The 23,002-nt window shown below is 72.1% G+C and carries 19 protein-coding genes; 3 read left to right on the top strand and 16 right to left on the bottom strand.

Annotation, left to right across the window (positions count from 1 at the left end):
- Window positions 1-77 precede the first annotated feature (77 nt).
- From ACY34I_RS27465 to ACY34I_RS27440, 6 genes are read right to left on the bottom strand one after another with little or no spacing between them, the layout of a single operon-like run.
- Window positions 78-935, bottom strand: coding sequence for a sugar phosphate isomerase/epimerase family protein (locus ACY34I_RS27465; protein ID WP_462757922.1), 858 nt, complete (start codon window positions 933-935; stop codon window positions 78-80).
- Window positions 926-2,101, bottom strand: a complete 1,176-nt coding sequence (locus tag ACY34I_RS27460) for a substrate-binding domain-containing protein (RefSeq protein ID WP_462757921.1) — start codon at window positions 2,099-2,101, stop codon at window positions 926-928. The genes ACY34I_RS27465 and ACY34I_RS27460 overlap by 10 nt, the downstream gene beginning before the upstream one ends.
- Window positions 2,102-2,133: 32 nt before the next feature.
- The gene (locus ACY34I_RS27455) at window positions 2,134-3,147 is read right to left on the bottom strand and encodes an ABC transporter permease (RefSeq protein WP_462757920.1); all 1,014 of its coding nucleotides are present in this window, start codon (window positions 3,145-3,147) and stop codon (window positions 2,134-2,136) included.
- Window positions 3,144-4,169, bottom strand: coding sequence for an ABC transporter permease (locus tag ACY34I_RS27450; RefSeq protein WP_462757919.1), 1,026 nt, complete (start codon window positions 4,167-4,169; stop codon window positions 3,144-3,146). Before ACY34I_RS27450 ends, ACY34I_RS27455 begins: the two co-directional genes overlap by 4 nt.
- Window positions 4,166-5,668 (bottom strand): sugar ABC transporter ATP-binding protein, encoded by a 1,503-nt coding sequence (locus ACY34I_RS27445; protein ID WP_462757917.1) that lies wholly within the window; start codon window positions 5,666-5,668, stop codon window positions 4,166-4,168. The genes ACY34I_RS27450 and ACY34I_RS27445 overlap by 4 nt, the downstream gene beginning before the upstream one ends.
- Window positions 5,665-6,792, bottom strand: a complete 1,128-nt coding sequence (locus ACY34I_RS27440) for a Gfo/Idh/MocA family protein (protein ID WP_462757916.1) — start codon at window positions 6,790-6,792, stop codon at window positions 5,665-5,667. Before ACY34I_RS27440 ends, ACY34I_RS27445 begins: the two co-directional genes overlap by 4 nt.
- 133 nt (window positions 6,793-6,925) lie before the next feature.
- On the opposite strand from ACY34I_RS27440, the gene ACY34I_RS27435 reads away from it, so the two are divergent.
- The 3 genes from ACY34I_RS27435 to ACY34I_RS27425 all read left to right on the top strand — a co-directional run bounded on the left by ACY34I_RS27435 (window position 6,926) and on the right by ACY34I_RS27425 (window position 10,286).
- On the top strand, window positions 6,926-8,098 hold the full coding sequence (locus tag ACY34I_RS27435; protein ID WP_462757914.1) for an ROK family protein: 1,173 nt from the start codon (window positions 6,926-6,928) through the stop codon (window positions 8,096-8,098).
- 114 nt (window positions 8,099-8,212) lie between these two features.
- Window positions 8,213-9,199 (top strand): serine hydrolase domain-containing protein, encoded by a 987-nt coding sequence (locus tag ACY34I_RS27430; protein WP_462757913.1) that lies wholly within the window; start codon window positions 8,213-8,215, stop codon window positions 9,197-9,199.
- 43 nt (window positions 9,200-9,242) lie between these two features.
- The gene (locus ACY34I_RS27425) at window positions 9,243-10,286 is read left to right on the top strand and encodes a P1 family peptidase (protein ID WP_462757912.1); all 1,044 of its coding nucleotides are present in this window, start codon (window positions 9,243-9,245) and stop codon (window positions 10,284-10,286) included.
- Window positions 10,287-10,301: 15 nt separating this feature from the next.
- Here the strand turns inward: ACY34I_RS27425 and ACY34I_RS27420 are convergent, their stop codons facing one another.
- The 10 genes from ACY34I_RS27420 to ACY34I_RS27375 all read right to left on the bottom strand — a co-directional run bounded on the left by ACY34I_RS27420 (window position 10,302) and on the right by ACY34I_RS27375 (window position 22,874).
- Complete coding sequence (locus tag ACY34I_RS27420) at window positions 10,302-11,831, bottom strand: aldehyde dehydrogenase (NADP(+)) (protein ID WP_462757911.1); 1,530 nt, start codon at window positions 11,829-11,831, stop codon at window positions 10,302-10,304.
- Window positions 11,824-13,311 carry an FAD-dependent oxidoreductase gene (locus ACY34I_RS27415; protein ID WP_462757910.1) on the bottom strand — a complete coding sequence of 496 codons (1,488 nt, stop codon included), beginning with the start codon at window positions 13,309-13,311 and terminating at the stop codon, window positions 11,824-11,826. The genes ACY34I_RS27420 and ACY34I_RS27415 overlap by 8 nt, the downstream gene beginning before the upstream one ends.
- Complete coding sequence (locus tag ACY34I_RS27410) at window positions 13,295-13,600, bottom strand: (2Fe-2S)-binding protein (RefSeq protein ID WP_462757909.1); 306 nt, start codon at window positions 13,598-13,600, stop codon at window positions 13,295-13,297. Before ACY34I_RS27410 ends, ACY34I_RS27415 begins: the two co-directional genes overlap by 17 nt.
- On the bottom strand, window positions 13,597-14,754 hold the full coding sequence (locus tag ACY34I_RS27405; protein ID WP_462757908.1) for an NAD(P)/FAD-dependent oxidoreductase: 1,158 nt from the start codon (window positions 14,752-14,754) through the stop codon (window positions 13,597-13,599). The genes ACY34I_RS27410 and ACY34I_RS27405 overlap by 4 nt, the downstream gene beginning before the upstream one ends.
- 34 nt (window positions 14,755-14,788) lie before the next feature.
- The gene (locus ACY34I_RS27400; protein WP_462757907.1) at window positions 14,789-15,484 is read right to left on the bottom strand and encodes a GntR family transcriptional regulator; all 696 of its coding nucleotides are present in this window, start codon (window positions 15,482-15,484) and stop codon (window positions 14,789-14,791) included.
- Window positions 15,481-16,482: a proline racemase family protein gene (locus tag ACY34I_RS27395; protein WP_462757906.1), complete on the bottom strand. Its 1,002-nt coding sequence runs from the start codon at window positions 16,480-16,482 to the stop codon at window positions 15,481-15,483. Before ACY34I_RS27395 ends, ACY34I_RS27400 begins: the two co-directional genes overlap by 4 nt.
- Window positions 16,479-17,384, bottom strand: a complete 906-nt coding sequence (locus tag ACY34I_RS27390) for a dihydrodipicolinate synthase family protein (protein WP_462757905.1) — start codon at window positions 17,382-17,384, stop codon at window positions 16,479-16,481. The genes ACY34I_RS27395 and ACY34I_RS27390 overlap by 4 nt, the downstream gene beginning before the upstream one ends.
- Window positions 17,381-18,742, bottom strand: a complete 1,362-nt coding sequence (locus tag ACY34I_RS27385) for an aminopeptidase P family protein (protein WP_462757904.1) — start codon at window positions 18,740-18,742, stop codon at window positions 17,381-17,383. The genes ACY34I_RS27390 and ACY34I_RS27385 overlap by 4 nt, the downstream gene beginning before the upstream one ends.
- A complete protein-coding gene (locus tag ACY34I_RS27380) occupies window positions 18,735-20,030 on the bottom strand; it encodes an alpha/beta fold hydrolase (RefSeq protein ID WP_462757903.1) in 1,296 nt (431 codons plus the stop codon). The genes ACY34I_RS27385 and ACY34I_RS27380 overlap by 8 nt, the downstream gene beginning before the upstream one ends.
- Before the next feature lie 246 nt (window positions 20,031-20,276).
- Window positions 20,277-22,874 (bottom strand): M64 family metallopeptidase, encoded by a 2,598-nt coding sequence (locus ACY34I_RS27375; protein ID WP_462757902.1) that lies wholly within the window; start codon window positions 22,872-22,874, stop codon window positions 20,277-20,279.
- Window positions 22,875-23,002 lie beyond the last annotated feature (128 nt).

Raw genomic sequence — 23,002 nt, 5'->3', positions numbered from 1 at the left:
CGCGAGGAACTACTGGGGTGGTCATGACCGTGCGGCGTGCCGGCGCCGTCGGACTGGCGTGGAGTTGGCGGTCAGTTCTAGGGCATCACCGCCCGCAGGAACTTCAGGCCGTCCACGGCGATCGTGTCCTGGGTCGCGGCGAGCGGGCGCCAGATGGAGGCGGCGGTCGCGATCGTCGCGTTCTCCGCGGTGAACGACTCGATGCACAGCGGGCCGGCGTAGCCCGCCTCGTCGATCGCGGCGAGGATCGCCGGCCAGTCCAGGTGGTCGACGCCGGGCGTGCCGCGGTCGTTGCCGCAAACCTGGACGTGCGCGATCCGGCCGGCGGCCGAGCGGATCGCCGCGGGGATGTCCGTCTCCTCGATGTTCTGGTGGTAGAGGTCGAGCGCGACCCCGCAGTGTGGCAGGTCACCGATCGCGTCGAGGGTCTGGCCGATGGTGTTGAGCAGGCTCGTCTCGTAGCGGTTGAGCGGTTCGACGGCCACCGTGACACCGGCCGCGCCCGCATACTCCACGACGGGGGCGAGGTTGTCCCGCAGCTGCGTGTAGGCCGCGGCCCGCTCGGCCGGTGACAGCCGCCAGGTCCGACCGACCGAGGCGTACGCGGGCCCGGCGATCACCGGCGACCCGACCGTCGCGGCGGCGTCCACCACACCGCACAGGTAGTCCTGTGTGGACCGGATGGTGGCGGGGTCCGCCGCGACCAGCTCACGTCCGGGTGGCATCACGAGGCAGACGGTGGCGCCGAGGCCGTGGTCGGCGAGCACCTGGGCGGCCCGTTTCGGCTCCCAGTCGCCCGGGTTCTCCACCGGGAGCTCCAGCACGTCGAAGCCCCACCCCGCGACCTTGGCCCCGAGGGCGGCCAAGGTCGCGTCGGTCAGCGGCGAGGTCCACACCCAGGTGTTGACCCCGAGCGGATGTCTGATCACTTCCACGGCCCCGGGTAGCCCGGCATGCCCTCGCAGCCGCACATCGCGTAGTGCAGGGGCGGCATGTCCTGCTTGACGTAGTCCTTGACCTTGTCGTCGGTGATCCGCGGCTGCGGCAGCACCCACTCCTTCGGCACCTGCTCGCCCTTGAGGATCTTCAGCGCGGCGATGATCGGCGTACGCCACTGGTAGGTGGGGTAGGTCGGCGCGACCGCGGTCAGGTTCTCGTCGACCCACAGCCGCAGGAAGTCCTGCTGGTCCTCGCCGACGATGGCGGGCACGTCGACCCCGGCGTCCTGGAACGCCTCGGCCGCGGCGACGGCGGTCGCGCCGGCGTCCATCCACACGCCGTCGATGCGGCCCTCGCGCTGGATGTAGTCGGCCACGATGCTCTTGGTCTTCGCCGCGTCGCCGTCGGTGAACTCCACACCGACCACCTTGAGCTCGCTGCCGGTGAAGATCTCGTTGGCGGCCGCCCAGCGCTGCTCGAGCACGTCCACGCCGGGCAGGATGCGCAGGGCGAGGACCTTGCCGCCCGGCTTGACCTTCTCCTTCAGGAACTCCGCGCCGTCCGCGCCGAAGGCGAAGCCGCCGATGGGGTGGATGAAGGTGACCGGGCAGCTGGTGTTGACGCCCCGGTCGAACACGATCACGGGCACGCCGGTCTGGCACGCCTGCTCGACCGCCGGCGTCAGCGTGGCGGTGGTGTTCGGCGAAATGATGATCGCGGAACAGTTCTTGCCGGACAGCGACTGGATGTCGCTGATCTGCTTGTCGTCCTTGGCCTCCGCGTCCAGCACGGTGAACGTGGTGATCTCCGGGTGCAGCTTCACCTCCTGCTGCATGGTCTTGAAGCCCACCTGCCGCCACGGGTTGTTCACCGCGGCGTTGGAGAAGCAGAGGGTATACTTCCCGCCGGGCTTGGCGAACTTCGCGGTGTCGACCATTTCCGGCTCGAGCATCTGCTCCCACGGCTTGCCATCCGGCCCTTGTGGCGTGGCGCTGCGGAACTTCAGCTGGCGGTCGAACTCCGTCTGGTCGAAGAACTTGGACTTGGTCGCGTCCGAACTCGGTGATCCACCGGCGCTGGCCTGGTCGTCGGGCAGGTCGCTCGAGCACCCGGCGAGCGCCAGCACGCCCGCCGCGACCACCAGGGCCCATCTCTTGGTCATTATCGTTGATCTCCTTACTAACCTTGGGGACTTCAGGAGGCGGCGGGTTGCGCAGGTCGCGCGTTGTCCCGCTGCTGCGGCCACCACCGCAGCCGCTGCCGTACGCCGTTGCCGAGGGAGGCGTAGGCGACGGCGGCGATGATGATCACGCCCTGCACGGCCGACTCAAGGGCACCGCTCACGCCGAGCAGGTTCAGCAGCGTGAACAGGGCCTCCAGCGACAGCGCGCCGGCGGCGGCCGCGACGACCGAGCCGCGACCACCGCCGAGGAGCACGCCGCCCAGCACGACGGCGGTGATCGCCCGGAACTCCAGGCCGTCGCCGACCTGCGCGGAGACGCCGGCGAACCCGCCGAGCAGGATCGCGGCGACCGCGGCGAGCAGTCCGGACAGGACGAACGCGAGCAACCGGAGCCGGTCGACCTGGCCGCCGGACAACCGCACGGCGGCCTCGTTGTCGCCGACGGCGACCAGCGCCCGGCCGGTGCCGCCGCGCATGAACAGCGCCGCGGCCAGCAGGATCCCCAGCAGGATGAGCACCGACCACGGGACCTCGCCGAGCGCCGGGACATTTACGGCCCCGCGCCCGAACGTCCGGAACCCGGCGGACAGTGCGCCGCGTGGGGCGCCACCGGTCCACAGGAAGATCGCGCCGTCGAGCACGAGCAGCATGCCGAGCGTGACGATGAACGACGGCACCAGAAGCTTCGTCGTGATCAGCCCGTTGACCAGGCCGACCAGCAGGCCGAAGGCGAGCACGAGCAGGATCACCCGCGCCGTCGCGGACTCACTGCCGTTGATCAGCCGGGCCGCGATGACCACCCCGGCGGTCACCAGCGCGCCAACCGACAGGTCGAAGCCGCCGGAGACGATGACGAAGTACTGCCCGATCGCGAGGATCATCAGCGGCGCGGCCCGCTTGAGCAGCGCCAGGTAGCCGGACGGCTCGTCGTAGGCCGGGCCGGCGACCGCGAGCCCGATGAGCAGCAGGAGCAGGACGACGAGCACCGGTGCGGTGCCCTCGGCCAGGCGGGGACGCCAAGTCATGCCAACCTCCCACGGGCGCGGTTCGCGATCATGCGCCGGGCGTAGAGCGCGACCGCGGTCACGAGTACGACACCGCGCACCACGTCCTTGAAGAACGGGTCGACCTCGAGGTCATCGAAGATCGTGTCCAGCGTGGCGAGGATGAGGACGCCGCCGATGGTGCCCACTACGCCGCCCCGGCCACCGGCGAGCAGCGTCCCGCCGAGCACGACGGCGGCGATCGATTCCAGGTCGTACCCCGCGTCGGTGCCGACGTACGGGGCGCCCGACCCGAGCCGGCTGGCGAGGTAGATCCCGGTCAGGCCGGCGGCGACCGAGCACAGCACGTGCGCGGTGACGATGGTCCGGCGGGTGGGCACCCCGGACAGCCGGGCCACCTCGACGTCGCCGCCGACGGCGTACATGTGGTAGCCAGGGCGGGTCCGCGACAGGTACCACCAGGACAGCGCGGCGGCGGCCAGCATGAGCAGCGCGGCGACCGGCACCGGCCCGATCCGGTCGTAGCCGAGGTGCTGGAAGCCGCGCGGCACGTCGCCGGCCGGGCCGGTGTAGTTGTCCTCGAGGTAGCCGCGCAGGATCAGCGCCACGCCGAGCGTCGCGATGAACGCGTTGGCCTTGAGGACGGTGATGACCAGCCCGTTGACCAGGCCGACCCCGGCGGCCACGGCGAGCGCGAGCAGCACGCCGGGCACGACCATGCCGTCCCGCCCGGCCATCGTCTCCGCCGCGATCAGCGACGTGAGGCCGACCAGGTAGGCGACGGACAGGTCGAGGGACCCGGTGAGGATCACCATCGTCTGGCCGATCGCTACCAGGCCGAGCGCGGTGGCCCGGGTGAGAATGTTGAGAATGCCGCCCTGGTCGAGCAGGACCTCGCCGCGCAGCCCGACGAGCACGCTACCGACGACGAGCAGGGCGACGAGGGCGAGGTAGACGATGACGGTGGGCGTGAGCCGCCGGCGGACGACCAACCGGGTGGCCTTCTGCCCGACCGGGATCGCTTTCTCCTGCAGAGTGCTCACGCCGCCTCACCGATCCCGTGTCCGGTGGCCAGCGCCATCACAGCCCCCTCACTCGCGCCGGCGGGCAGCTCACCGGCCAGCGCACCGTCGTGCATGACGAGGATCCGGTCGCTCATCCCGATCAGCTCGGGGAGCTCCGAGGAGATCATCAGGACCGCCACCCCGCGCCTCGCGAGGTCGCGCAGCAGCTCGTGCACGGCCCGCTTCGCGCCGACGTCGATGCCGCGCGTCGGCTCGTCGACCACCAGCACCCTGGGCTCGACCGCCAGCCACTTGGCGAGCACGACCTTCTGCTGGTTGCCGCCGGACAGGAAGCGCACCTCCTGGTGCTCGCCGCGGGCCACCACGGTGACCAGGTCGAGCAGCGCCGGCACGTCCGACCGCGCGCGGGAACGCCCGCCGCGTAGCGCGGCGCGGCGTACCAGCAACGTGTTGTCGCGCACGGACTGGCGGAGCGCCAACCCGTCCCCCTTGCGGTCCTCGGTGACCAGCGCGATCCCGAGACGCACGGCGGTGCGGGGCCGGGTCACCCGCCGCGCCACGCCGTCCACCTCCAACACACCGCGGGTGAACGGCTCGACGCCGAAGACCGCGCGCGCGACGGCCGAGCGCCCGGACCCTTGCAGCCCGGCCAGCCCGACGATCTCCCCGGCGCGCACCTCGAGGTTCAGCTCGCGGAGGCGCTGGTTGCTGGCGCCCCGCAAGGAGAGGCGGACCGGCCCGAGGTCGTCGGGGGCGGCCCGGTCCGGGTAGTACTCGCCCAGGTCGCGGCCCACCATGTGCCGGACCAGGTCCTCCGAGGTCAGCTCGCCGGTGGGGGCGCAGGTGACGAACTGGCCGTCCTTGAGCACGGTGATCCGGTCGGACAGGTCGAACACCTCGCGCATCCGGTGCGAGACGTAGAGGATCGCGATGCCCCGTTCCCGCAGCCGGCGCACCAGGTCGTAGAGCAGCTCGACCTCGTGATCGGCGAGCGCGGCGGTCGGCTCGTCCATGCCCAGCACCCGAGCGTCGGTCGACAGCGCCTTGACGATCTCCACGACCTGCCGCTGCGCGACCGACAGGGACGACACGGTGTCGGTCGGATCGATCCCGTCCTCGCCGAGCCAGTCCAGCAGCTCGCGGGTGTCGGCCACCATGCGCCGCCGGTCGACCTGCATCCGCCGCACGGGTTCCCGGCCGAGGTAGACGTTCTCGGCGACGGTGCGATGCGGCAGCAGGGTGAACTCCTGGTGGATGATCGCGATGCCGGCCCGCTGCGCGTCGGTGGGGCTGGCGAAGGACATCTCGGCGCCGTCGACCTCGATGGTTCCGCCGTCTGGGCGGTGCACCCCGGCCAGCACCTTGAGCAGCGTGGACTTGCCCGCGCCGTTCTCGCCCATCACCGCGTGCACCTCGCCGCCCCGCAGTTCCAGGTCCACCCCGCGCAGCACCGGCACACCGAGGAACGATTTGCTGATCCCGGTCAGCCGCACGCTCGTCGTGGTGCGAGGCGTCATGCCGGCACCTCGGTCCACGCGCCGTCCGCGGCCGCGGAGGCCAGCACCGCGTCGGTGATCCGTACGGCGCGCAGGCCGTCGGTGAACGTGGGCAGGCCGTCCGGGATGCCCTCGCCGCGCACCGCCCGGTAGGTGTCGGCGACGAACGCATCGAAGCAGTCCTGGTAGCCCTGCGCGTGCCCGGCGGGCAGCCGTACGTAGCGCGCGGCGGAAGGGTGCAGCCTGCCCGGGTCACGCAACAGCGTCTGGCCGCCCTCGCGCCGGCCGACCCACAGCCGCTCCGGGTCCTCCTGGTCGAAGCCGAAGCTCGCCTCGGTGCCGGAAAGCTCCAGGTGCAGCCGGTTCTTACGGCCGGCGGCGACCTGCGACACCACCAGCGTGCCGACCATGCCGGCGGCGGTGGTGAAGTGCACGGCGGCGAGGTCCTCGGTGGGCTGCCCGTTCCTGCCGGCCCGCTCGTGCACCACCGCGGTGCGCGCGGACAGCCGGGCGATCCGGTCGTGGGTGACGAACTCGAACAGGTCGCACCAGTGCGAGCCGATGTCTGCGAACGCTCGCGACGGCCCGCCGAGCGCGGCGTCGACCCGCCAGTCGTCGTCGGACGGGCGGGACAGCCAGTCCTGGAGGTAGCCGCCGGTCACGCTGCCGATGACGCCCGCCTCGCCCGCGGCCAGCCGGGCCCGCATCTCGCGCACCATGGGGTGGAAGCGGTAGACGAACGGCACCGTGGCCACCCGATCGCCGGCCGCCGCCACCAGCGCCGTCGCCTCGGCGCTGCCCGTGGCGAGCGGCTTTTCGCAGATGACGTGCACGCCGGCGGCGAGCGCGGCGGCGACGACGGCGGCGTGCGACGCGTTGGGTGTGCACACGTGAAGCACGTCGATATTGGCGGCGTCGAGCAGGGCCGCCAGGTCCGGGTAGCCCTCGTCCGCGCCGACGGCGCGAGCCGCGGCGGCGGCGCGCTCGGGGCGCGACGCCACGGCGGCCACGACGCTGCCCCCGGCACGCCGGGCGGCCTCCGCGTGCACCTGCCCCATGAACCCCGCGCCGACGACCGCCACGCGCGGCGCCTGGCGCTCGGATTCGAGGCCACCAGACGCCCTTATGACATCGGTCACAGACATGTGACGACGGTAGCGTCCACTTATGACGACCGTCAATCAAAAGATGCGCCTCAATCATCCATAGTGGCATGATCAACATCTCAAAGGCTTCCTGTCGCGCGCCGTAACCCGTCCGCTTCGCTTTAATTGAGGGATGAACAATGGGCACAGCGCCGCCCCGACGTCGCCCGGCGAGCTGCTCGGGCTGCTACGCGACGGGCAGGCACGCACCCGTGCTGAGCTGGCGACCGAAACCGGACTGGCCCGGTCCACCGTGCGCCTGCGCCTCGACGCGCTCATGGACGCCGGGCTCGTGACCGACGGGGGCGACGACGCCGTCACCGGCGGACGACCCGCCAGCAGGTTCGTGTTCAACGCCCGCGCCCGCGCGGTGCTGGCAGCCGACGTCGGAGCCACCCACGCCACCGTCGCCGTCGCCGACCTGAGCGGTGAGCCGCTGGCCGTCGAGGAGCTCACCCTGGACATCGCCGACGGACCGGACGCGGTGCTCAGCCTGCTCGTCGACACCTGGCGACGGATGCGCGCCAACCACGGCCTCGCCGCACCCATCGCCGGCGTCGGCATCGGACTGCCCGGCCCGGTCGAGCACTCGACCGGCAAGCCGACCCACCCGCCGATCATGCCCGGCTGGAACGGATACGACGTGCCTGCACGGATCGCCGCCGACTTCGCCGTGCCCGTCCTGGTCGACAACGAGGTCAACCTGATGTCCCTCGGGGAGCACGTCCGCTGTTTCCCGAACGAGGCGCACATGATCTTCGTCAAGGTCGCGACCGGCATCGGCTCCGGCCTGATCAGCAACGGTCAATTGCACCGAGGCGACGTCGGCGCCGCCGGCGACCTCGGGCACATCCTGGCCCCGCACGCGGGTGACGTCCGCTGCCGCTGCGGCAACAGCGGCTGCCTGGAGGCGGTGGCCAGCGGTCCCGCCATCGCCGCGAAGCTCCGCGCCGCCGGCCTCGACGCGACGAGCAACGCCGACGTCGTGGCCCTCGTGCAGGCCGGCAGCCCGATCGCCGGGCAAGCCGTACGCCAGGCCGGCCGGGACATCGGCGAGGTGCTGGCCGCCGGCGTCAGCCTGTTCAACCCGTCGCTGATCGTGATCGGCGGGGCGCTCGCGCAGGCCGGCGAGATGCTGCTGGCGGGCGTACGGGAGTCGATCTACCGGCGCTCCCTGCCGCTGGCCACCGAACGCCTGCGCATCGTCACCTCCCAGGCCGGCGCGAACGCCGGTGTCGTCGGCGCCGCGGCGATGGTCGTCCAGCACACCCTCTCCCCCACCGTGCTGGACCGCGAGCTCGCCTGAATTGACTCACCTCGCTGACGCAGGCGATGATCAAATACGGTCTGCCCGGGCTTCCCGATCCACGCCCTGCGTGTTATCCCGTAGGGCAGTACTGCCTCGCCGACGGAGTGGCCCATGAGGACAGAGTTGCGCAAGCGCCTGGACGACGCGCTCCAGGCCGGGCAGGTCGAGGGCCTGCACGCGGCCGTGGCGGTCCACGGTGGCCAGGCCCTGCTGGAGTACTACGGCGCAGGCGAGGACTTCACCTGGGGCACCTCACTGGGTGTCGTCGAGTTCGGACCCGACACGCTGCGCGACGTCCGGTCGGTCACCAAGAGCGTGACCGCGCTGCTGTACGGCATCGCGCTCGACGAGGGTAGGGTCCCCCACCCCGCAGAGCCGCTCCTGCGCCAGTTCCCGGAGTACGCCGATCTGGCGGCCGACCCCGAACGGGCCCGGCTCACCGTCGAGCACGCGTTGACCATGTCCCTCGGCCTGGAGTGGCGCGAAGACATCCCGTACGACAACCCGGCCAACGCCGAGATTGCGATGGAACTGGCACCGGACCGGTACCGGTACGTGCTGGAACGGCCGATCCTGGAGCCACCTGGCGCCCGGTGGGCGTACTGCGGTGGCGCCACCGCGCTGCTCGGCCGGCTGATCGCCGACGGCACCGGACAGCCGCTGCCCCAGTACGGTCGAACGGCGCTGCTCGCGCCGCTCGGCATCCACAACGTCGAGTGGATGACCGGCGCGGACGGGGTGGCCTCCGCCGCGTCCGGGCTGCGGCTCGCGCCGCGCGACCTGGCCAGGATCGGTGAACTGGTACTCGCAGACGGGACGTGGAAGGGTCGCCGGATCGTCTCCGCCGACTGGATCCACACGATGCTCCAGCCGCGCCTGCGGACCGAGTGGGGCGCCCAGTACGGCTACCACTGGTACCGCGAGACCATCGCGGGCCACCGCCTGGTGGCCGCGATGGGCAACGGCGGCCAACGCCTGATCGTCCTGCCCGACCTGGATCTCACCGTCGCAATCACCGCCGGCAACTATGACGACCCCGACCAGTGGCGAACTCCGGTGACGCTGCTGGAGCGGGTCATCCTGCCCGCAATGGGGTGACCACACCGATCCATCACCCGGACGTGACACCGACAGGAGCATCGTGCAGCAGCAAGTCCACCGCGCCCGCGATCTCGGCATCGTCGTGGGACCACTGCCCACCGGACGGCACAACGCAATCACCGACGTCGCCGGCGTACTGGTGGGGCACACCACCATCGACAACGGCCGCGACCTGCACACCGGGGTCACGGCGGTCGTACCAAGCCAACTCGGCCCGGGGCGGTGGTCCCTGCCCGCCGCCGTGTACGCGGGGAACGGCTACGGGAAGCTGGTCGGCTCGACCCAGGTGGACGAACTCGGCGTGCTGGAATCACCGATCGTCCTCACCGCCACGCTGTCGGTGTTCCGGGCCGCGGACGCGCTGCTCACCTACCTGATGAACCGCCGTCCGGACGGTCTGTCATTTAACCCACTGGTGGGCGAGACGAACGACGGCCACCTCTCGGACATCCGGCGACGCCCGATAACCGAGGAACACGTGCTCGACGCCATCACCCACGCGTCCGGTGAACCCCCGACGGAAGGCTGCGTCGGCGCCGGAACCGGCACCACGGCCTTGGGCTACAAGGCGGGAATCGGCACCTCGTCCCGGACGGTACAGGTAGGCGACCGCTCGGCGACGGCAGGTGCCCTCACCCAGTCCAACTTCGGTGGCGTGCTGACCGCGCTGGGTGTCCCACTGCCGGTCGAGGAGCTGATCCCGGCGGCCGACCGAACCGAACCACCCGGCAACTCCTGCATGATCGTGGTGGCCACCGACGCGCCCCTGGACGCCCGGCAGCTCGGCCGCCTCGCCCGACGGGCCATCTTCGCCATGGGCCGAGTCGGCGCGGCGTACAGCAACGGCAGCGGCGACTACGCGATCGCGTTCAGCACCGCACAACCGGACCGGCCACCCCTCCCCGACTCGCAGCTCAACCCGGTCTTCGCGGCCGTCCTGGACTCGGTCGAGGAAGCGCTGCTCAACTCGCTCATCGCCGCCACGACCACCACGGGCGTGGGCGGCCGCACGAGTCACGCCTTGCCCCACGATGCCGTCGTTCGGCGGCTGGCGGCGGCCGGTCGGCTGACTCCGCCAGCCTGAACCCCGGATGAGCCGCTATGCGGTCATGCCGACACCGTCGACCGTGCGGGGAAGGCCGAGCGGGTTGGCCTCGCGCAGCTCCGGTGGGAGCAACGGGTCGGGGGTGTTCTGGTAGCAGACCGGGCGCAGCCACCGCTCGATCGCGCTGCTGCCCACCGAGGTCGAGCCGCTGGTGGAGGCGGGGTAGGGACCGCCGTGATGCATGGCCGGGGCGACGGTCACCCCGGTGGGCCAGCCGTCCACGACGACCCGCCCCGCGATCTCGCTCAGGCCGGCGACCAGTTCCGCCGCCGCGCCGTCCCGCTCGTCTGCGGCCAGGTGCACGGTGGCGGTGAGGTTGCCCGGCAGGGCGCCGAGCACGGCGTCCCGCTCGACCGTCGAGCCGTAGCGGACCAGCACGGTGACCGGCCCGAAGCATTCCTCCAGCAGTTCCCGGTACGGCCCGCCCTCGACCAGCCGCGACGCGGCGACGGTCAGCAGGCCCGGCCGGACGGCCAGCGGCGCGGCGTCATCGCCGGCTTCCCCCGCCCGGAGCGGTTCGGCCACGCCGGGGAGCGCGGCACGGGAGCGGACGCCGTCGAGGAACGCGGCGCGCATGCGCGGGTCCAGCAGCGGTCCGGACGGTACGGCCGCCGCGGCGACCGCCTGGACGACGGCGTCACCGGCCGGTCCCTCGGAGAGGAGGACGAGACCGGGCTTGACGCAGAACTGGCCGAGGCCCTGGGTGTATGAGGCGGCCAGCCCCGCCCCGATCTCGTCCGCTCTGGTCTCGGCGGCCCGCACGGTCACCACGACCGGGTTGAGGCTGCCCAGCTCGCCGTGGAACGGGATCGGCCGCGGCCGGGAGGACGCGATGTCGAACAACGCACGGCCGCCGCGCACCGACCCGGTGAACCCGACGGCCGCGGTCAGTGGGTGGCGGACTAGTTCCGGCCCCGCCTCGAAGCCGTGGACCAGGCGGACGACGTCCTCGGGCAGCCCGACCTCGGCCGCCGCGGAGCGGAGGATCCGGGCGCACAGGACGGAGGTGGCCGGATGGTCCGGGTGTGCCTTGACCACGACCGGGCATCCCGCGGCCAGCGCGCTCGCGGTGTCGCCGCCGGGCACGCTGAAGGCCAGCGGGAAGTTGCTCGCGGCGAAGACCGCGACCACGCCCAGCGGCACCTGGTAGCGCCGCAAATCTGGGCGGGGTGCGGGCTCCGCCTGCGGGTCGGCATGGTCGATGACCACGTCCAGGTAGGCGCCGGCTTCGACCACGTCCCCGAAGGCGCGAAGCTGGTAGCACGTGCGGGCGAGCTCGCCGGTGAGCCGTACCCGGCCGAGCGCCGACTCGGCATCGGCGGCCGAGACGATCTCCTCACCGTTCTTCTCCAGGAGCGCGGCGGCCGTGCGGAGCAGGTCGGCCCGCGCGGCGCGGTCCCTCAGGGCCGGGGCGGCTGCGGCGGCGGCCCGCACCGCCTCGTCCACGTCGCTCGCCGTCGACTCGGTCGCGACGCGTCCCAGCGGCTGGCCGGTACGCGGGTTGGTGCTCAGCACGTCAGTCACCGTCTCGTCCTCTCCATTCCGTCCCGGTCGCCTCGACGGGCGTCGTGCCTTCGGCCAGGGCGGCGAGTTCCCCCAGGGGCACCGGCACCGCCAAGCTGCGGGTGGCCAGGCTGCGCAGGTCCTCCGGCGTGGTCTCGCGCCCGCTCAGACAGGCCGCGATCCCGGCGGTGGCGAAGCCGCACACCCGACCCTGACACCAGCCCATCCCCGGCCGGGCGAACATCTTCAGCGTGCGCGCGTCCTCCGCACCGAGGTCGTCGTGCGCCCGGCGCAGGTCACCGTACGAGACCTCCTCGCAGCGGCAGACCGGCGTCGTCTCCGACAGCCACTGCGGCCACGCGCGCGGCACGGGATAGGTCCGGTGCATGGCGGCGGCGAACCGCCGCCCCCGCCGGACGGCGCGGCGCAGCCGCCTCATCGCGGCCGGACCGGCCGGACGACCCAGTTCGGCGGCGAGGGCCAACGCGCTCAGCCGTCCCTCGTGGACGGCCAGGGCCGCGCCGCCCACGCCGGTCGCCTCGCCGGCGACGTACAGCCCCTCGACGCTGCTGCGCTGGCGGTCGTCGACGGCCACGACGAGCGATCCGTCAACGTCCTGCGCGGTCTCCGCGCCGAGCATGAGCGGCAGTTCGAGCGATGGGGTGAAGCCCCAACCGAGCGCCACGACGTCGGCGGGCATCTCCTCGTCCGGGCCGGCCGGGCGGCCGTCGCGGTCCACCCGCGCGATCCGCACCGCCTCGACCCGGTCCGTACCGAGGATCTCCCGGATCACGGTCCTCGTCCGGTACGGGATGCGGTGGCGGGCCACGAGCGCCGCGTACTGCAGTGCCTCGACGCCCTTGCCGGGCGCGGAGATCGCGCCGACCGGGTGGCGCAGCCAACCGAGCGTTCCGTTGGCCTCGACAACGGCCGCGACGGTCACCCCGGCCCGGGCGAGGCCGGTGGCCACGGGCAGCAGGAACGGGCCGGTGCCGGCGACAACCACTCGCCGTCCCGCCGGGGTGCGCTGCCCCTTGAGCAGGGCCTGCACTCCCCCGGCGGTCATCACGCCGGGCAGGTCCCAGCCGGGGAGGGGCAGCTGCCGGTCGTATCCCCCGGGACACAGGATCAGCGTCCGCGCGATGAGCGTACGGTCCGTCCCGCCGGCCGCGGCCGTGGTGGCCGTCATCCGGAGGGTGAACGCGCCGCTTTCCTCCCGGGTGATGAGCCAGGCCTGGTGGCCGGGGAGGTAGCGGATCCGGCCGGCCGCGCGGAGGGCGTACATCCGGTCCCGCAGCCGGGTGAAGGCCGGCCAGCCATGGTGACCGGCGGCATCGTCGGGGCGGGCGTGGTTCTCGTCGTAGTGCCGCCAGTACTGCCCGCCCGGCTGTCCGGCGGTGTCGATCAGGGCGACGCCGAGCCCGGCCTCGGCGGCCTGGACGGCGGCGGCGAGCCCGGCCGGGCCCGCGCCGACCACGGCGACGTCAGGCACGTGCGGCATCGCCGTTCCTCCCGTCGCCGACGTCCTCGGGGGCCGCGCCGGTCTCGGCGTCGTCGCCGAGGCGCATGCCGTCGGCGGCGGTGACCAGGCAGGCGCGCTGGTCGGGGACGCCGTCGACAGTGATCAGGCAGTCGAAGCAGACCCCGATGCCGCAGAACAGTCCCCGTGGCCGGCCGCCCTTGCGGGTGGTGCGCCAGTCAAGGATGCCGGCGGCGACCAGTGCGGCGGCGACGCTCTGGCCGGGCTCCGCCGCCACGGTGGCGCCACGGAAGGTCATCTGATGGGTCATCGGAGCACCTCCTCGGCGTCGCCGAATCGGTCCGGCGCGAACGGCGTGAGGTCCAGGTCGGGCCGCTCCCCCACGAACGCCTGGGCGATCAGCCTGCCGGTCCCGGCGGACAGACCGACACCGGCGCCCTCGTGGCCGCAGGCATGCCAGAGGCCGGGCGCGCGGGGGTCGGGACCGATGACCGGCAGATGGTCGGGACAGTACGGGCGGAAGCCGAGGTACGTGCGCATCGCGCGGACCTCCCGAAGGATCGGAAACAGTGCGATGGCCTTGGCGGCGAGGGTGCCGATCGCGGTGCCGGACACGGTCCGGTCGAAACCGACCCGCTCCCGGGACGCGCCGATGAGGATGGTGCCGCCGGCGGTTCCCTCGACGACGGGCGAGGTCTGCAGGGCCGCGTCGGAGCTGGCCACGTCGCCGACGTATTCGGCGGCGTACACCTTGTGGCGGATCGTCCGGGGCGGCATCGGCTGGGTGACCAGGACGAAGCCGCGCCGGGGCAGCACGGGGACGCGTACCCCGGCGAGGTCCGCGAGGTCGCCGGCCCACGTGCCGGAGGCGTTGAGCACCGCCCCGGCGGGGATGTCGCCGTCGGTGGTCTGCACGCCCGTCACCCGGGTGCCGGCGCGCAGGAACCCCGTCACCTCGGTGCGTGTACGCACCTGCGCGCCGCGCTCGCGGGCCAGCCGCAGCAGGTGCGCCGCGACCAGCATCGGCTGAACCTGGGCGTCCTGCGGGTAGAAGGCGCCCCCGACGAGTTCCGGGGAAAGATGCGGTTCGTAGTCGCGCAGTTCGGTCCGTGTGACGTCACGGACCTCGACACCGCTTTGTCGCTGCTGGACGGCGAGCGCGCGCAGCGATGCGACACTCTGCTCCGACGCCGCGACGACCAGGCCCCCCTTGGCCTCGAACTCCCACAGGTGGGCGTGTTCCGCGAGCTCCTCGCGCCAGACCCGCTGGGAGTACAACGCCAGGTCGAGCTCGGGGCCGGCCTCCTTGTCGGACACCAGCAGGTTGCCTTCGCCGGCGCTGGAGGTGCCCCCGGCGATCGCGCCGCGATCGACGACGACCACCCGCACCCCCGCCAGCGACGCGAAGTATGCGCTCGCGGCGCCCACGACGCCGGCCCCGACGACCACCAGGTCCGCGGTCATGCCGCCGCCCGGAGACGCGGCGGCGCTGCGCTGATCATTCGCTCTGTCCCGGCGCGTCCTTGGCGCCACCTGCCCACAGGCCTCGCACGTGCCTGATGTGCCGGTGCATCAGCAGCTCGGCCCCGGACGGGTCGCGGGCCTCGATGAAGTCCAGGAGCTCGTGGTGCTCGGCAGCCGAGCGGCCCAGCCTGCCGCTCTTCAGCAGCGGGGTCAGGCCGAGCAGCCGGGTCTGCGAGCGCAGGTCGGCGACGACGTCCACCAGGTACCGGTTGCGGCTGTAGCCGAGCAGGGTCAGGTGGAAGACGTGGTCGGCCTCGATGTAGCCGACCAGGTCGCCCTGCTCCGCCGCGTCGACGATGGCCTGCGCGAGCGTCCGCAGTTCGGGGATGTCCTCCTTCGGGATCACCGCCACGACGTCCCGCACGGTCGGCGGCTCGATGAGCAGCCGCACGGCGGCCAGGTTGTCGAGGTCCTCCTCGGACATCTCGGTGATCCGGAAGCCCTTGTTCGGGTGGGGGACGACCAGGCCCCCCTTCACCAGATCGAGCATGGCCTCCCGTACCGGGGTGGGCGAGACGCCGAGCTGCGCGCCCAGCGCGGGCGCCGAGTAGACCACGCCGGGCTCCAGCTTGCCGGAGATGATCGCGGCGCGCAGGGCCTCCCGGGTCCGGTCGCGGAGGTTTTCCCTGCGGCCGACGCCGGGCAGTTCCGGGACGGGCGCCGGGCTCACAGCAGGAATCCCGCGGGAAACGGGTCGGTGGGGTCGAGGTGGAACTGCGAGGTTGCGGTGATCCACGCCCGCCCGGTGATCGACGGCAGCACGGCGGGCAGCGACCCGACCGTGGTCTCCTCGAGCAGCCGGCCGGTGAAGCGGGTGCCGATGAACGACTCGTTGACGAAGTCCTCACCGATGCCCAGTTCGCCGCGCGCGTGCAGCTGGGCCATCCGGGCGCTCGTGCCGGTGCCGCAGGGGGAACGGTCGAACCAGCCGGGGTGGATGGCCATGGCGTGCCGGGACCAGGCGGCGGTCGAGCCGGGGGCCTTCAGATACACATGGTGGCAGCCGTTGATGTCGTGGCGCTCGGGGTGGACCGGCCGGTCCTGCTCGTTCACCGCTTCCATGATCGCCATACCGGCGGCGAGCAGGTCGCCGCCGCGGGACCGGTCGAAGGGCAGCCCCAGGTCCGCTAGATCGACGATCGCGTAGAAGTTGCCGCCGAAGGCCATGTCGTACGCGACGTCGCCGAAGCCCGGCACCGCCACCTTCCGGTCCAGCGCGTAGGAGAACGACGGGACGTTCTGGATGGTGACCGACTCCGCCGCGCCGTTGCGCACCGCCACGGAGGCGACGACCAGCCCGGCGGGGGTGTCGAGCCTGATCGTGGTCACCGGCTCGACCACGGGCACCATCCCGGTCTCCACGAGCACGGTCGCGACCCCGATGGTGCCGTGGCCGCACATCGGCAGCAGCCCGGTGACCTCGATGAAGAGCACGCCGTAGTCGGCGTCGGGACGGGTCGGCGGCTGCAGGATCGCGCCGCTCATCGCGGCGTGGCCGCGCGGCTCGTACATCAGCAGGGTGCGGATGTCGTCGCTGTGCTCCATGAACCACAGCCTGCGCTCGGCCATGGTCGCCCCGGGGATGGTGCCCATGCCGCCGACGACGACCCGGGTGGGCATGCCCTCGGTGTGCGAGTCGACGGCGTGGAACGTGCGGCGGGATCTCATCGGTAGCCCTTGCCCAGGACGGCCTCGGTGTCGGCGATGATCCTCGCGGCAATCTCGGGCGCCAGTGGCAGTCGCGGCGGGCGGCAGACACCGCCCTTGCGGCCGGAGACGTCCATCGACAGCTTGATCGATTGGACGAACTCGGTCTTGGAGTCCCAGCGCAGCAACCGGTGCAGGTCGCGGTAGACCGGCAGCGCCTTGGCGAGGTCGGCAGGGTCGCCCGAGGTGGCCAACCGGTAGAGCTCCACGGTGGTCTCCGGGATCATGTTCGGGTAGCCGGCGATCCAGCCGACGGCTCCGGCGAGGCCCAGTTCGAGCAGCACGTCGTCCGCGCCGACCAGGACGTCCAGGCCGGGTGCCAGCTCGGCGATCTCGTACGCCCGGCGGACGTCGCCGGTGAACTCCTTCACGCCGACGATCAGGCCCTCGTGGAACAGTTCGGCGAGCAGCGTGGGGGTCAGGTCGACCTTGGTGTCGATGGGGTTGTTGTAGGCGACGACCGGCAGCCCGGCCCGGGCGACCTCGCGGTAGTGCGCGACGACGGCCCCGCGATCGGCGCGGTAGGCGTTCGGCGGCAGCAGCAGGACGGAGGTGGCCCCGGCTGCGGCCGCCTGCTCGGCCCAGCGGCGGGCCTCGAGCGCGCCGTAGGCGGCGACGCCGGGCATGACGCCGAACCCGGTGGGGGCGGCCTGGACGGCCACCTCGACGACCTTCGCCCGTTCCTCCGGGGTCAGCGTCTGGTATTCGCCGAGCGAGCCGTTGGGCGTCACCCCGTCGCAGCCGCCGGCTGCGAGGAACCGGACGTGCTCGGCGAACGCGTCGTAGTCGACGGAGAGGTCGTCATGGAAGGGCAGTGCGGTCGCGACGTGAACGCCACGCCACGGCCTGGCGGGGGTGGTCATGCTGGGTCCTCCTCGGGTCGTATCGCAGTGCCGGACATGGTTTGCGCTGCCATCCACTTCTCCAGCCCGCCGGCGTCCAGCGGCAACGCGCGGGACAGCACCTCCCCGCCGTCCGGCGTGACCAGGAGGTCGTCCTCGATGCGCACGCCGATCCCGCGCAGCTCCGGCGGCACGGTCAGGTCGTGCGCGTGGAAGTACAGCCCGGGCTCGACGGTGAGCACCATGCCGGGTGCCATGACCGCGCCCTGATAGGCCTCCGGTGCGGCCCGGCCGCAGTCGTGCACGTCCAGCCCCAGGTGATGGCCGATGCCGCACACCAGATAGCGCCGGTGGTGCTGGCCGCTGTCGGAGAGTGCCTCGTCCACGGAGACCGGCAACAGTCCCCAGTCCGCCAGTCCCCGCGCGATCACCTCCATCGCCGCGTGATGGAAATCGGTGAACGGGCGGCCGGGGCCTACCGCCGCCAGCCCGGCCCGGTGGGCCCGTTCCACCAGGTCGTGCACCTGCCGCTGGACGGGAGAGAAGCGGCCGGAGGCGGGGAGCGTGCGGGTGACGTCGGCGGTGTAACAGCTCCTGACCTCGACGCCCATGTCGAGCAGGAGCAGCTCGTCCGGCAGCACCGGGCCGTCGCAGCGCACCCAGTGCAGGGTGGGCGCGTGCGAGCCACTGCCGACGATCGTGGCGTAGCCGGGGCCGTTGCCGTACGCCCGGGCGTACCGGTCGAAGGTGCCCTGCAGCCACCGTTCCCCCGGCCCGGCGATCGCGGTGGGGACCTCGCGGACGACCGCGGCGAAGCCCTCGACCGTGCGGTCCACGGCCTCGCGGAGCTGCCCGATCTCCCACTCGTCCTTGTACATGCGCAGTTCGGCGAGGGTCCGGCCCACCTCCTCGTCCCGGGTCACGTCCTCGGTGAGCTCGGCGAGCGGCAGGACCTCGACGCCCAGCGCCCGCGCCCAGTCGGCCAGTCCCGGAGCGGCCCCGACCCACAGCTCGCCGTACCTGGCGTCGGTGAAGAAGCCGGGTTCGCCGGGTCGGGCGGGCGGCGGCAGGTAGAGCGTGGCGTCGCCGTCGCGCAGCACCACGACGGCGTTCTCGATTCCGCAGCCGGTCACCCAGACGAAGTCGCTGTCCGGACGGAAGTCGTACGTCGTGTCGTTGCTGCGCACGGGCGCCTCTCCCGCGGCGAGCACGATCGTGCGGCCGGGAAGCGCCTGGGCCAGCCGGGCCCGATGAGTGGCGGCCGCCTCGGCGGCGCCGGGCACGACCGGCGGGGTGCGATCCGGTACGCCCCAACCCGTGTTCATGTACTGGGTGAACGTCGCGATCTCGGCCAGCTTCGGCGGCCTGCCGTCACGCATCGGTGACTCCTCCCCCTTGTTCGCGGACCAGCTCGGTCAGCCGGGCGAAGACCCTGCCGTCCGCACGGACGCCGTCGTGTTCGTACTCGTTGGTGACCCAGGTCTGGACGTTGCCGACCCGGGCGGCGGTGTCCAGTTGCAGTCCGGCGTCGACGTACATGTCGTCGTGGTAGACGGCGGCCGCCACCGGGATCTCGTTGCCGGCCAGCCGGTCGAGGTCGTAGAGCTGCGGCCACTCCTCCCGGGCGGCCAGCAGCTCGACGGCGCCGCGGAACGGCCGCAGCTCGGCGATCTCCTCGAACATCCAGGGATAGATCATCTCGCCGGTGAACAGCAACGGCCTGGCCTCCTCGGCAAACTGCGGATGCCGCGCCCGTTCGGCCTGCGCCGCCCAGCCGGTGGCGGCGGGGCCGTGTCCGTAGATGCTCTCCTGCAGGGCCGCGAACAGCGGGTTGTCGCGGTAGGCAGTCCGCTCCAGCACCTGCTGCAGAAACGTCGCCGACAGCTCGTCTCCCGAGAATGCCTCGTCGAGCAGCCAGTGCATGCGCTCGTATCCGGGCTTCATGCCGAGGTCGATGCCGAGGGACTGCAACCGCCGTACGGTGAGCACGTCGCCGTCGGGCAGCAGCACCTCACCCTGGGCCAGCCGGTCGGCGATCCGGCCGGCCTGCGCCACCTGGTGCGGGTACCGCCGGTAGAACTGCCGGTTCTTCGCCTCGACGCGAGGATAGGTGCGCCGGTAGACCTCGGCGGCCGACGGGTCGAGGCTGGGCAGGCCGCCGGTGACATAGCAGGCGCTCAGGCCTTCCGGGGCCTTCGACAGGTAGGTCAGCGTGATGAAGCCGCCGTACGACTGCCCGAGGGTGGACCAGCGGCGGCCACCGAAGACGGTCTTCCGCAGGTGCTCGTGGTCGGCGACGATCGCGTCGGCCCGGAAGCAGGCGAGAAAGTCGGCGGCGTCCGCAGCGGTCGCGAACCCGCTCATCCGGCGGCCGTCGATGCGGGTGCTGCGGCCGGTGCCACGCTGGTCCACCAGGACGACGCGGTGGTCGCGCAGTGCCTGGCCGAGCCAGCCGGAGCGGTCGAGCGGGCGCGGGCCCTTCCCGCCGGGTCCGCCCTGCAGGTAGACCAGGCACGGCAGGTCCTCGCCGGCCCGTACCGGATCGACGATCTCACGAGCGAAGAGCTGGATGGCGCCGCGCGCCGGGTCGGACCAGTCCAGCGGCACCTCGGAGACGTGATCGCGGACGCGCATGCCGGGGATGGTGTAGCTCGCCGTAACGGTCATCGAGCCGCCCGCTCCTGCCGGCCGCGCTCGGTACCGAGCCGCCCAGACGCCATCAACATCCCCCAGTAAGGTGTGCCATTGCACTGATCCTAGCCGCCGCCGAGGAAACCGCATAGAGGGGGCTGCGGCGGGAGCGGCTGCTCATCCCAGTAACATTGCACCCGGCTGCCGGGCGCGACGGGCAGCGATGGGGCAACCGAGCGGTGGGCCGGTTGCCGACCCACCGCTCGTTGCCGTTGCCGCGCACTACAGGGCGGCGCAGTCACCGCCCTTGGCGCCGTCGACCGTGTTCGGTGCGCCGAAGTCCTTCACCGCCGCACTGTTGCCCGTGCAGCTCAGCGATCCGTTGATTCGGCTACCGACCAGGATCGGCCCGTACGCGCCGGCCAGCCGGCTGAACCGGTCGTTGGCGGTCACCTGGACGTTGTCCGACAGGGTCAGCGAGCCGTTGAAGGTGCTGCCGGCGATCGTCACGTCCCGGGTGGCTCCGGTGATCCGGGCGGGCCCGTTCACCGTGCTGCCGAACAACTGCACCGCCGCGGCGCCCGTCGAGGTCAACCCTCCGTCGATCGAGCTGTCGCTGACCACCAGCGAAGCGCCCGGACGCACCGACACCCCACCGGCCACCTGGGCACCCTTGAGGCAGGTCACGCCCTCGCTGACCACGACCCGCGGCTGCTGGCCGGTCAGCGTCCTCGTGCAGTCCGGCGACGAGCCGGGCAGCACGGTGGCCCGGTACGCGCTCGGCTCGCCGACGTTGCCGGCCGCGTCGATGGCGCGGTGCTCGACCAGGTGCGTGCCGAAGCCCGGCACGAACCCGCCGCCCGGGTGGTCGTCCGGCAGAGTCTGTTCGAAGGCCGCCTTCGACAGGCCGCCGGTGCCGAGGTTGCCGTACGTCAGGGCCTTGATGTTCGTGCCCGAGTGGCGGAACTGGAACGGCGACTCGGGCATCGGCTGCTCGGGGAACCCGAAGTAGTTGAACCAGCCGTCCTTGTTCAGCCGGAGCTGGCCAACGACGTAACGGTCCTCGGCGTAGCCGGTGTGGTCGTCCTGCGGCTCCAGCCACATGTCCCAACCGTTGAAGTACACCGGGTGCTCCATGCTGTCCGCGAGCCGGGTCAGCGGCGTCGACAGGGTGCGCGGAGCGCTCGGCCGCGCGTTGTCGACGGCCCATTCGATCCGGTCGGAGACCCCACCCGGATCGGCCGGGTCGGTCACCACCGCGGCCAGCCGGTGGGTGCCCGCCGCCAGTTTCAACGCGCTGAGGTCGAGGTTGCGGCTGTTGTGCGGGTTCGGCAGCGCCTTGCCGTCGAGCGACCAGGTCACGTCGAGGATCCGGTCGTTCGGGTGGTTGGTCCGCACGTAGACCACCTCGTCGCCGGCGACCGGCTGGGTGTTCGGCGTGGAGCCGGTGATGGTCGCGGCCGGCGACGACGGTGCCACCTTGGTGTCACCCACCGTCCACTGCCGGGTCTGCACGAACCGCGCCCCGTTGTAGCCAGAGTTGGTGGCCGTGTTGCCGGTCGACGGGTTGCGGACCCAGTCGATGCCCTCCGGCCCCACCGGGTCACGCACCTCGACATGCACCACGGTCCCCGCGGGCAGGTCCAGCTCGCCGAGGTCGAGGTCGCGGCTGTTGTGCGTGTCGAGCACGGTGCCGTTCGGGCCGCCGATCCGCCAGGTGACCTGGAGCTCGTGGTAACGCGGCTGCCCGGGCTCGACCCACAGCACGCTGTCGGACGCCACCGTGCCCAGTGGGGTGTGCCGGACGTTCATCTGCCCGGAGTTGCGCATCCCGGTCACCCTGGCGACCATGTGCTCGAGGCCGATCTGGTCGAAGTCGAACCCGATCCAGCGCATCATCGAGTGCTCACTCGGCCGGCGCTGCCCGCACGGGTACGTGCCGCCGCCCTCGTGCACCCCGATCGTGCCACCGGACCGGCTCTCCTCGCCGACCCAGCGCCACCACTTCTGCTGATCCTCGACCATCTTCTGCGGATCGCTGTAGATCGTGTGGTGGAAGCTGCTGGGCTCACCGCCGGTGTAGCAGGGCCGCACCACGTCCCGCGAGGAGTACGGGTACTCGTCGGCCAGCGTGCCGAGCGAGTGGCCGATCTCGTGCAACGAGATCAGCGGGCCCTGCGGGGAGCCGCCGGACGTCGTCGCGTTGGTACCGCCGATCCCGCCGTACGTGAACGTGTTGAAGATCGCCAAAGTCTGCACGTTCTGCGCGGTACGGGGGATGCCCAGCACCGGCGCCACGTAGGTGTCGATGATCCGGTTGTGCGCCTGGGCGCCGGTCTCGCACGGGTTGACCCCGGCCGGGTAGTAGGCGGCATAGCTCGCGCAGTTCACCGGCGCACCGCCGTAGACGGTGCCGCGCGACAGGGGATCGTTGCAGCCGTTCTGGAAGATCATGCGCAGCGCGGTGTTCTTGGCGTCGATCGGGCCCTCACGCTGGCCGGTGTCCCGGGTCGTGCCGTCCGGGTGGCGTACCCGGCCATCCGGGTCGCACCGGACGCCGTAGTCGATCGAGGCGATCTCCACCGCGTACACGTTGATGTAGTCGCGGTAGGTCCGGAACGGTTCCGTGGCCCACATGATGGCCAGGTTGCGGTCCACGTCCTTCAGGAACAGGCTCTGCTGGTCCCACTGGTAGCCGTCACCGAGAATGATCAGATTCAGCCGCTCGGCGGCGCGTCCGGTGACCTGTATCGGATGCACCTTCGGGCTGGGCAGCGGCATCGGCGGGCCGTCCGCCGGGGCGCCGCTCGCCGGTCCGGCGCCGGTCAGCAGGCCGGCCACCATGGCGAGCGCCGCGAGGATCGCGACCTTGAGTCTCACTGGCTGTCCACCTCACCTTCAATCCGCCGGCGATCCCGTACGGCCACCGGAAGCTGCTTCCGGCACCGATCAGGAATCACCGGACACCTGACAGACCTTCCGTGGGCGCCGGCCGTCCAACGAAACGT

The organism is Micromonospora sp. RTBAU3-60, from assembly GCF_054963695.1.
Note: the sequence above shows the minus strand (reverse complement) of the source record. Positions and strands in the feature narration are given on the sequence as shown.